The organism is Aquiflexum sp. (assembly GCF_041749095.1).
Taxonomy (GTDB): Bacteria; Bacteroidota; Bacteroidia; order Cytophagales; family Cyclobacteriaceae; genus Aquiflexum.
The window spans coordinates 1-10,593 of sequence record NZ_JBGTCA010000394.1 but is presented as its reverse complement, the minus strand read 5'-3'; the positions used below and the strand labels follow the sequence as shown (position 1 = coordinate 10,593).

The following is a 10,593-nucleotide window of genomic DNA, read 5'->3' as shown; positions in this document are numbered from 1 at the left end:
CGACGAAGTAAGCCGCCTTTTTCAACTAAAAAAACAGATACAAATATGAACAAAAGGAAGAAAGATCCCAAGGGGGATCTACGATTTATTGCAAAAACACCTCACCAACAGGGTCTTACGTCCTTAAACTGACGGCTATGGCCCGACGGCAGGCGGGTTGTATATTTAAGGATATTGGAATTACCATCAACCTCAATTTTTGACCTCTTACACCAAACCTAGTAATTCAAAAAAATTGTTTACCATACTCTCAAAAAATTGTCACGTCCTGAATTTACTTGACACTTTTTTTATTGTTTTTCTTTTGTTTCACCCCCTCATCTTTCATCTAAAGAGATTGCCACGTCGCACGAAGGACTGTTCAAAATATCAAAGTTTCCCAAGTGCTACTCGCAATGACGCACCACCTTGTCTACCTACATCCCTTATCCTTCATCCTTCCTTTCTCATCCTTCATCCCTTATCCTTCATCCTTCAATTAGGCTTCCCTGGCATCACCTTGCTTTCCACCTCACCAAATCCGACACGGATACCTGCTTTCTCACAGTAGCCTTTCATTATCACCGTATCACCATCTTCTATAAACTTTCTTTCTCCTCCTTCTTCCAATTTCACCGGTTTGGTACCTTTCCAGGAAAGTTCCAACATGGAACCAAAACTATCCACAGTGGGGCCTGAAATTGTACCTGAAGCCATCATGTCACCAACGTTGATGTTACAGCCGTTCACTGTGTGGTGGGCAAGTTGTTGGGCGATATTCCAGTACATGTACTTGAAATTGGAGTTAGAGACTTTTGTGCTCTTCAAGCCATCAGGTTGGATATATACTTCCAGGTTGATATCAAATGCATGGTTTTTTTGGTATTGTAAATAGGGCAAAACTGCAGGTTTCTGCTTGGGTCCAGAGACCCTGAAGGGCTCCAAAGCTTCCAAGGTAACAATCCAAGGAGAAATGCTTGATGCAAAGCTTTTTCCCAGAAAGGGACCCAATGGAACATATTCCCATGCCTGAATATCCCTTGCCGACCAATCATTGAACAGCACCATCCCAAAAATAAAATCCTCAGCATCGTCAGTGCTGACACTATCCCCCATCTTGGTGGACTTTCCTACTACAAACGCCATCTCCAGTTCAAAATCCAGTCTTCGGCTTGGACCGAATTCGGGTTTTTCCATATCCTGGTCTTTGTATTGCCCTTTGGGCCTATGGATGGGAATTCCAGAAGGAATGATGGAAGAAGACCTTCCATGATAGCCTACCGGAAGGTGTTTCCAATTAGGCAACAAAGCATTATCTGGGTCACGGAACATGGTTCCAACATTGGTAGCGTGTTCCTTGCTGCTATAAAAATCCGTATAATCCCCGATCTTAACCGGCAAAAGCATCTGTGCTTCCTTTCTTGTCACAAACGCTTTGCCCCTGCTTTGATGGTCACGCAATGCTCCGTTTCCTTCTTTGAGCAAATCCTGTACTTTCTCCCTGACTCTTTTTGTAATGGGTTTTCCCAAAGCTATAAAATCATTAAGGGTATCCTTTTGAAATACACCATGCGGCAACTGTGTCATGTCGGAAAAAAAACCTTCCTCATGCAACACTGCCAAATCGACTATTTTGTCCCCAATGGCGATTCCTGCTCTTGGAGAAAGTCTTTTGTTTTGGAAAATCCCAAAAGGCAGATTGTATATCGTGAAATCAGAATCTTTGGGAACAGGGACCCAGCTTTTAAGTGGCGGAACTATCAATTCACTCATGGTAAAAATATTGGTATCGTAACAAAGATAGGATTAATGATTAAATGTGGGCAAATAAAAATTATTTTCAGGTTGATAAATGAGGTTTACCGGCATGGTGAAAAAAAAATTACTTTGTTATTATCCACAATGATGAGAGAAATGGCAAAAGGATATAGACCTCTCTCCAGCCATCGGGATCAGCATGACATTACCCCCATTAATAAAATTTTTACCTAACAAATTGAAGTTGACCGATTTTATCTCGAAATTACAAGTCAGAAATAACGCAACTTAACATCTTCCATGAAGTCTTTCGGGCATTTTGCCATTATCCTAATCTTTCTCCATCTCGCTTGCAAGCCATCTTCCGATCAGGATATTGCCCTCAGTGACGCTCAACAGTTAAGCTATAACTTCCATATCCGTCCCATATTATCTGACAAATGCTTTGCATGTCATGGTCCTGATGCCAATAAGAGAGAGGCGGGATTACGGCTTGATGTGGAGGAAGTAGCTTTTGGAGCACTGAAGGAAAGTCCCGGAAAATTTGGTTTGGTAGCCTTCAGACCTGATGAATCAGAAGTTTATCACAGGATTTCTTCTGAGGATCCGAATGAAATGATGCCTCCACCTGACTCCAACCTCAGTCTGACAGCTGAAGAAATCAAACTGATCAAAAAATGGATTGAACAGGGTGCGGTTTATGAACCCCATTGGGCATTTGTTAACCCGAAAAAACACGATCTGCCCAAAATCAAAGACATAGAGTGGCCAAAAAATGAAATTGATTTTTTCACATTCCAGAAAATGGCCCAAAAAGGTCTGAAACCAAATCCCCAAGCTGAAAAATCAGAACTGCTCAAAAGAATTAGTCTTGACCTGACAGGTCTTCCACCATCTCCTGTCCTTATTCGAAGATTTGAAGCGGATAAAAGTACGGATGCATATGAAGAGATAATTGATGAACTATTGGCCAATCCCACTTATGGTGAAAAAATGGCGGTGCTTTGGATGGATATATCCCGGTACTCGGATTCCTATGGCTATCAGGATGACAATATCAGGACACAGTGGCCTTACCGTGATTGGGTGATACATGCCTTCAACAAAAATCTTCCTTATGATGAGTTCATTACATGGCAATTGGCCGGAGACATGTTGCCAAATGCCAATAAGGAGCAGATTTTAGCCACAGCCTTTAATAGAAATCATAAATATACGGAAGAAGGTGGAGTGATACCGGAGGAATATAGGGTAGAATATGTATTGGATAAAACCAACACATTCAGCAAAGGAATCATGGGTCTGACCATGGAATGTGCCCAATGCCATGATCATAAATATGATCCGATATCGCAGGAGGCCTATTATCAGATGTTCGCATTTTTTAACAACACTCCTGAAAAAGGTTATGAAGGCGATGTGATGCAATCCAAACCAGCGAAAACACCCATTTTATGGATTGAAAGAGATGACATCGATCAATTACTCACATTTATCAATCATGCCGATAGCAGCAAGTTGATGGTCTCCGTCATGGAGGAGTTGGATACGGTAAGGACAACCTATATTCTGGACAGGGGATTATACGATGGCCGAACAATACCCGTCAATCCAAATACACCTGAAACTATTTTTGAGTTTTCGGATCAATATCCCAAAAACAGATTGGGGCTTGCCCAATGGACAGTCAACCCCGAAAACCCACTTACCGCACGTGTATTTGTGAATTTGATTTGGCAGGAAATCTTTGGTCAGGGTATCGTCAAATCCACGGGTGATTTTGGAATGCAAGGTGACCTACCCTCCCACCCTGAACTGCTTGATTGGCTTGCAGTCGATTTTATGGAAAATGGCTGGGACATCAAAAGACTGCTGAAACAGATACTGACCTCAGCTACATATATGCAATCCTCGAAAGTAGAACGCAAAAAACTCAATATCGATCCGGAAAACATTTATCTGGCAAGAGCCCCAAGAATTCGGTTACCGGCCGAAAATATCAGGGACCTGGTTCTGGCAAGTTCGGGACTTTTGGTCAGCGAAATAGGTGGGCCTAGTGTCAAGCCCTACCAACCCGATGGCCTTTGGGAAGCTGCCACATCCGGAAGAGGAGAACTCAAAACTTACAAACAGGACAAGGGCGACAAACTCTACCGTAGGGGCCTATATACTTTTATCAAACTCACTTCGCCTCCACCGATGCCGATTATTTTCGATGGATCCAATAGGGACCAATGTGAGGTGAGCCGTGGAAGGACCAATACACCTTTGCAGGCTTTGGTGATGTTAAATGATCCATTGGTTCTTGAAGCTTCCCGGGTATTGGCGGGAAAACTCACTGATATTTACGCAGAACCAAACAAAGCCATAGAAGAAGCATTTATGCGGATTGTAGGACGGACTCCAAAAAGTGAAGAACTGGACATTCTTTTAAGATATTACAATGAGGAATTGAACAGGTTTTCAGAAGACCAAAACAGTGCTGTTGACCTGGTCAAAATCGGGGAATATCCTTTGGAAAAAGATAAAATAACAGGTGAAAAAGCGGCGTTGGCCCAGGTCATTACCACTCTTTATAATTTGGAGGAAGCAATAACAAAGATTTAAGATGGAAAAAGAGCAATTAGAACATGGGTTGAATCAAAACAGGAGAAAATTCCTATCCAAGGTTAGTCTTGGGATAGGAAGTCTCGCATTGGGCAGTTTGTTGATTCCTGACCTTTTCAAAGGTAAAGGCGGAGAAGACGCACTGATGGCTGCCCTGCCCCATTTCGCACCCAAAGCCAAAAGAATCATTTACCTTTTTCAAAACGGTGCACCATCACAATTGGAGAGTTTTGACTACAAACCCATGCTCAACCAACAAATGGGTCAGGAATTACCTGAATCCATAAGAATGGGCCAAAGACTGACGGGTATGACCGCAGGACAAAGCTCTTTTCCTTTGGTCGGATCCTATTATGGATTCATGCAATATGGAGAACACCGAGCCTGGATTTCGGATATTTTCCCTCATACCGCCAAAGTTGTGGATGACATCTGCATCATCAAATCCATGCACACTGAAGCCATCAACCACGACCCTGCATTGACTTTTTTCCAAACCGGCGCACAAGTGGGGAACAGGCCCAGTATGGGGGCTTGGCTGAGTTATGGACTCGGCAGTGAAAATAACAATCTACCTTCTTTTTGTGTCCTCTTAAGCCGTGGAAAAGGAAATGGTCAGGGAGTATATTCCAAACTTTGGACCAATGGATTTTTGGATTCCGTTCATCAGGGAGTACAATTTTCCGCAAGTGAAGACCCGGTGCTTTACCTTTCTGACCCCAAAGGAATGAATAGGGAAGATAGAAGAAGAATGTTGGACCATTTATCTTCCTTGAATGAGGTCAATTACCAAGAGTTTGGTGACCCTGAAATCCAGGCCAAAATACAGCAATATGAAATGGCTTTCCGTATGCAGACCGCAGTGCCTGAGGTAACCGATATTTCCAAAGAACCTGACAGCATCATCAAAATGTATGGACCTGATTGTCTTGTGCCTGGAACTTATGCCGCCAACTGTTTGCTGGCGAGAAAACTTTCTGAAAGCGGAGTGCGCTTTGTTCAGCTTTATCATCAGGGATGGGACCAACATGGTAATTTACCAAGAGAAATGATCAATCAGGCAAACGATGTGGACCAGGCCTCAGCGGCCCTGATAACTGACCTAAAACAAAGAGGGCTTTTAGATGAAACCTTGGTGATTTGGGGAGGTGAATTTGGCAGGACAAATTATTGTCAGGGAAAAATACAGTTGGACAATTATGGACGGGACCACCACCCAAGGGCATTTTCCATCTGGATGGCCGGCGGTGGCGTCAAATCAGGAATGGTCTATGGGGAGACTGACGAGTTTGGATATAACATAGTCGAAAATCCTGTTCATATTCATGATTTTCAGGCCACCGTGCTCCACTTGATGGGAATTGACCACGAACGGTTGACATTCAAACATTTGGGGAGACGGTACAGATTGACCGATGTCCATGGAAAAGTTGTAAATGATATTCTGGTTTAGATTTTTAGATTTTATATGACCCAAAACCGGAAAATCGTTTCATTTCTTGAAAATTCCCTAATTGTATTCAACGGACTGATACTTGCTTTTGTAATCGGAAAGCAATATATCAGCCTGCCTCCATTTCTTGAAGTATTTGGTAGGATGCATCCCCTTTTGCTCCATTTCCCAATAGTATTATTGGTATTGGCCGGACTGCTTTTTTGGTTTCCGAAAATCCTTGATCATAATTCAAATTCATTACTTCAGATTTTGCTTTTACTGTCACTGTTCTTCACAGGACTGACCGTAATCGCAGGTCTGTTTTTGAGTGCAGAAGAAGGATATGTTCAGGAAGACCTCCAAAACCACCAATGGACAGGTTTGTTGGTTTTTTGGTTGGGTTCGGTATGGTACCTGGCCTGGGCAAAAGGGAAATCAATTCTAGCCAAAACCATGTCCGTATCGGTTTTGGTGTTGGTATTGGTGACAGGCCATTTGGGTGCTTCACTGACTCATGGAGAAGATTTTCTATTATTCCCTATAAGCTCCAAAGTTTCCGCACCGGTTGTAAGCCTTGAAGAAGCCGTTGCATATGACCATATCATCCGACCTATTTTAGAACAAAAATGTGTCAGTTGTCATAAAGCCTCCAAACAAAAAGGAGACTTGAGATTGGATGAAGTCAGGTTTATTTTAGCCGGTGGGAAAAACGGGGATGTCATAGATTTGGAAAATCCGGAAAACTCGGAAATTCTTCAAAGAATTTCTCTGCCCATCGAGGAAGAAGAACACATGCCTCCCAAAGGCAAACCTCAATTGACCGAAACGGAAATCCAGTTGTTGGAGACCTGGATATTGGAAAATGCTTTATTTGAAAAAAAGGTTGTGGAATATCCGGAAACAAGCCCATTTTTTACTTTTGCCAATACCTTGTTTGACGATAAAAAAGAAGAGGTTTATGATTTTGATTTTGCGAGTAAAAAAACAATCACTGGTCTGAACCATGAATACAGGGTAGTGCAAGCACTCTATCCTGACAGCCCGGCACTTAGGGTAAGCTATTTTGGAAAGGCCCAATTCGACGCAGCATCATTGGACGAACTGAAAAAAATCAATATCCAACTTGTGGATCTTAACCTTCAGAATATGTCATTGAAAGATGAAGACCTTTCCTATTTATCCCATTTCCAAAACCTAAAGATTCTCAACCTTAATTTCACCGGAATTAATGGTTCGGGACTTCAACATGTGCAGGATCTGAAAAAGCTGAAAAGTCTTTCACTAACAGGAAATAATCTGTCAGAAGATGCTGTCAATTATTTGAAGAAACTGTCCCATTTGGAGGCATTGTTTATATGGAACACAGGATTGGACAATAAAACAATTGCTGAATTGAAAAGCGAATTACCGAAGACCAAAATAGAAACCGGCTATTCGGATGATGGGGAGATCTATCAATTGAACCCGCCCGAAATCAAGGCAGAGAAAGCCATTTTTACAGGAGAAATGGAAATCAACCTGAAACATCCAATCGGGTCGGTCAGTATTTTTTATACTTTGGACAATACCATACCGGACAGCAGCAACCATATTCTTTATGAAGGACCTTTCAAAATAGATAAAAATATCACCCTAAGAACCCGCGCCTTTGCAGATGGATGGTCAGGAAGTGATGAAAAGTCGGCGGTATTTCTAAAATCAGGAATCAAACCCGATGAGGTGACTTTCTTACAGTCCCCTGACAAACGCTTCAAAGCAAACGGTACTGCCACTTTATTTGACCTCGAAAAAGGGGACGAAGAGTTTTCGTCCGGTAGTTGGTTGGGATTCCGCCAAAACCCGATGGAAATCAAAATGGAGTTCAATGAGACCCGAACCATCAATAATATCGCCTTCAGTCTATTGGAGGTGGGTGCATCTTACATTGTTCCTCCCTATAAAATAGAAATCTGGTCAACTGGAAAGGATGGAACTGAAAGACTGATTCAAACCGATTTTCCTGAACAACCTGAAAAAATCCGTAAAAATCAGGTATTCCTAAAAGAATATCCAATTAAAAAAGAAAATGTATCGGCGATCCGGGCAAAACTCTCACCTGTCAATCCCCTACCAAAATGGCATCCAGGTGCTGGCGAAAAGGGGTGGGTTTTTATTGATGAAATCCTTATCAACTGACCCCATGAAAGCCTACCGTAATTACTGCAAACAGATACAATCCAAATTATCGGTCATTGAGGATCAAGTTCAGAAAATTGAAACATCTGCTGAATGGATTGCCAACAGCTTATCCAATGATGGTTTTATCTATATAAGCGGCACCGGCCATTCACACATGTTTGCTGAGGAGATTTTTTACAGGGCAGGCGGATTCGCTAGGGTAATACCAATTTTGGATGATGCCCTGATGCTGCATAATGATGCTTCGTACAGTACAGAGGTAGAAAGGAAGGAAGGGTATGCCGGGAAATTACTCAAGGATTATAACATTGGGGAGAAAGATATATTTATCATATCTTCCAATTCAGGCCGAAATACAGTCAGCATTGAAATGGCCATGGCTGCAAAACAAAAAGGTGCAAAAGTCATTGTTATCACCAACCTGAAACATACCCTATCTGTAGAATCAAGACATCCCTCCGGAAAAAAACTCTTTGAAATCGCAAATGTGTTTTTTGACAATGGGGGCGAAATAGGAGATGCGGCTGTGTCTATTGAGGGTTTTGATTTTAAAGTAGGTGCCACATCTACAGTTGTAGGGACTGTTATTCTTCAGTGCATCATGGTCCAGGCAACAGAAAACCTGATCCAAATGGGCATAGAACCTGAGATATTCAGCAGTTCCAATTCGGATGAGGGGGAAGAACACAATGAGGCTTTGATCAAAAAATATAAGGGGATTGTGAAGGGGTTGTAAAAAATTTTTATTACAAAAATTACAGAACCCTTTCCAATCTAAATAAAAAACCGTTTAATTATTTATTACTTCCGTACTAGAAGTGTTCCCTTGAATAATTCTATCCATGCAGATTTTTAAATGTGATAATTGTAGTCAACCGGTGTATTTTGACAATACACATTGTTTGAAATGTCAAAACAAACTTGGTTTTGATCCCGACCAAATTAAAATAGTCTCCATGCATCTTCAACAAGAAGGATCATTAACAGAATCTTTAACCGGTAAAGGCTATCATTATTGCAGCAATTATCAATACGGAGTCTGCAATTGGTTGATTCCAAACGTTAATCCTGATAAGTTTTGTGTGGCATGTTCTCTTAACAGAATCATTCCGGACTTATCAAAACCAGAATACCTATCGAGATGGAAAGTGATAGAATTTGCAAAACACCGCTTGATTTATGCTCTTTTGAGATGGGGATTTCCCATCATCTCCAAATCCGTCGATTACGAAAGAGGGCTGGCATTCAACTTCAAATCTGACTCTTCCATGCCTGATGGCCAAACAGTGATAACCGGTCATTCCAATGGGCTGATTACCATGAACATCTCCGAGGCGGATGATGTAGAAAGAGAGATGACCAGAAACAAAATGGATGAAGTTTACAGAACAGTTCTGGGACATTTCAGGCATGAAATAGGACATTATTATTGGGAAAGGCTGATCGATGGGACAGATAACCTAACAAAATTTAGAGAATTATATGGTGATGAAAGAACCAGTTACCAGGAAGCATTGAACCAACATTACAAATATGGGGCACCGGCAGATTGGAACCTTCATTACATCAGTGCCTACGCCACCATGCATCCTTGGGAAAGTTGGGCTGAAGCATGGGCACACTATATGCACATGGTTGATACTTTGGAAACTGCTTATTCCTATGGTTTGTCCATAGACTCTCAAATCGCCAGAAACCTTTCTTTCAAATCTGCGGTCATTGACAAAAATGCTTATTTCTGCAAAGACTTTGAGACCATTTACCAACTGTGGCTTCCCCTGATTTTTACCATGAACAGTCTGAATAGAAGTATGGGGGCAAAGGATTTGTATCCATTTGTGATCAATGCTTCTGTGAAGGAGAAACTAAAGTTTATTCATCAGGTGGTACAAGGGGTGGGTTAGAAAAACTTAACCAATAAAGGTGTTTTGACTCGGATGTAATGCATTGATCTTTTCTCTTGAAAAGTTAAGTTAAATCAGGACGTGACAAGGATCTTTTGATTCTCGCATCTCGTTTCTCGCTTCTCGCTTCTCTAATAACTTCTCACTTCTATTTTCCCTACATTTGGAAACTGAAAAACAAAAAATAGTTTACTTATGAAAGCTAATACACTTGAGGAGGCGGTAGCACTCACAAAAAAATTCACCTCCAAACCATCCAATGAGGAATTATTGAAACTATATGGGTTATACAAGCAGGCCACAGATGGAGATAATTTAGAGGAAAGACCGGGGGGATTTGATTTTGTCGCAGCCGCCAAGTATAATTCCTGGCTGTCATATAAAGGTAAAAGTAAATCCGAAGCCTCTAAAGAATATATTGAATTGGTCAATTCGGTTTCAGATAAATATCTCTGATTAAACCTTTGAATGGAGACAATTCAGAATTATCATAAACTAATCGCTGATTATAATTCAACATATTCTAAAAACTTTCGAATCAAGGTTTGTTTTCAGAATTATTTATCTTACCTTTGCATCCGAATAAATTAATAACATTTTTCATACCGTGGGTTTCCTTACTGTCGCTTGATTTAGGGTACTTCTAGGAGATCATGGTTTGAAGAAGTAAGGAAACATCATGGAAAAAGAATTAACATTCTCAGACCTTGGGATTTCAGCGGAAATCTTAAG

At 41.3% G+C, this 10,593-nt stretch carries 7 protein-coding genes; 6 read left to right on the top strand and 1 reads right to left on the bottom strand.

What is annotated here, in order from left to right; translation table 11 throughout:
• Nucleotides 1-474 precede the first annotated feature (474 nt).
• The gene (fahA, locus tag ACEW8O_RS17905; protein WP_373495998.1) at nucleotides 475-1,752 is read right to left on the bottom strand and encodes a fumarylacetoacetase; all 1,278 of its coding nucleotides are present in this window, start codon (nucleotides 1,750-1,752) and stop codon (nucleotides 475-477) included.
• A gap of 285 nt (nucleotides 1,753-2,037) precedes the next feature.
• On the opposite strand from fahA, the gene ACEW8O_RS17900 reads away from it, so the two are divergent.
• The 6 genes from ACEW8O_RS17900 (at nucleotide 2,038) to ACEW8O_RS17875 (ending at nucleotide 10,317) form a co-directional block, all read left to right on the top strand.
• The gene (locus tag ACEW8O_RS17900; RefSeq protein ID WP_373495997.1) at nucleotides 2,038-4,344 is read left to right on the top strand and encodes a PSD1 and planctomycete cytochrome C domain-containing protein; all 2,307 of its coding nucleotides are present in this window, start codon (nucleotides 2,038-2,040) and stop codon (nucleotides 4,342-4,344) included.
• Between the two features lies 1 nt (nucleotide 4,345).
• On the top strand, nucleotides 4,346-5,797 hold the full coding sequence (locus ACEW8O_RS17895; RefSeq protein WP_373495996.1) for a DUF1501 domain-containing protein: 1,452 nt from the start codon (nucleotides 4,346-4,348) through the stop codon (nucleotides 5,795-5,797).
• A gap of 15 nt (nucleotides 5,798-5,812) precedes the next feature.
• Nucleotides 5,813-7,954 carry a c-type cytochrome domain-containing protein gene (locus tag ACEW8O_RS17890; RefSeq protein WP_373495995.1) on the top strand — a complete coding sequence of 714 codons (2,142 nt, stop codon included), beginning with the start codon at nucleotides 5,813-5,815 and terminating at the stop codon, nucleotides 7,952-7,954.
• Between the two features lie 4 nt (nucleotides 7,955-7,958).
• Nucleotides 7,959-8,693: a sugar isomerase domain-containing protein gene (locus tag ACEW8O_RS17885; protein ID WP_373495994.1), complete on the top strand. Its 735-nt coding sequence runs from the start codon at nucleotides 7,959-7,961 to the stop codon at nucleotides 8,691-8,693.
• A gap of 106 nt (nucleotides 8,694-8,799) precedes the next feature.
• Entirely contained in the window at nucleotides 8,800-9,861 is a 1,062-nt protein-coding gene (locus ACEW8O_RS17880; protein WP_373495993.1) for a putative zinc-binding metallopeptidase, read from the top strand.
• A 195-nt stretch (nucleotides 9,862-10,056) separates the two neighbouring features.
• Nucleotides 10,057-10,317, top strand: coding sequence for an acyl-CoA-binding protein (locus ACEW8O_RS17875; protein WP_373495992.1), 261 nt, complete (start codon nucleotides 10,057-10,059; stop codon nucleotides 10,315-10,317).
• Nucleotides 10,318-10,593: the final 276 nt, after the last annotated feature.

What these genes read in the sequence shown, in the direction of transcription:
- fahA (WP_373495998.1), bottom strand. Translation starts at nt 1,752, where the DNA reads ATGAGTGAATTGATAGTTCCGCCACTTAAAAGCTGGGTCCCTGTTCCC.
- ACEW8O_RS17900 (WP_373495997.1), top strand. Translation starts at nt 2,038, where the DNA reads ATGAAGTCTTTCGGGCATTTTGCCATTATCCTAATCTTTCTCCATCTC.
- ACEW8O_RS17895 (WP_373495996.1), top strand. Translation starts at nt 4,346, where the DNA reads ATGGAAAAAGAGCAATTAGAACATGGGTTGAATCAAAACAGGAGAAAA.
- ACEW8O_RS17890 (WP_373495995.1), top strand. Translation starts at nt 5,813, where the DNA reads ATGACCCAAAACCGGAAAATCGTTTCATTTCTTGAAAATTCCCTAATT.
- ACEW8O_RS17885 (WP_373495994.1), top strand. Translation starts at nt 7,959, where the DNA reads ATGAAAGCCTACCGTAATTACTGCAAACAGATACAATCCAAATTATCG.
- ACEW8O_RS17880 (WP_373495993.1), top strand. Translation starts at nt 8,800, where the DNA reads ATGCAGATTTTTAAATGTGATAATTGTAGTCAACCGGTGTATTTTGAC.
- ACEW8O_RS17875 (WP_373495992.1), top strand. Translation starts at nt 10,057, where the DNA reads ATGAAAGCTAATACACTTGAGGAGGCGGTAGCACTCACAAAAAAATTC.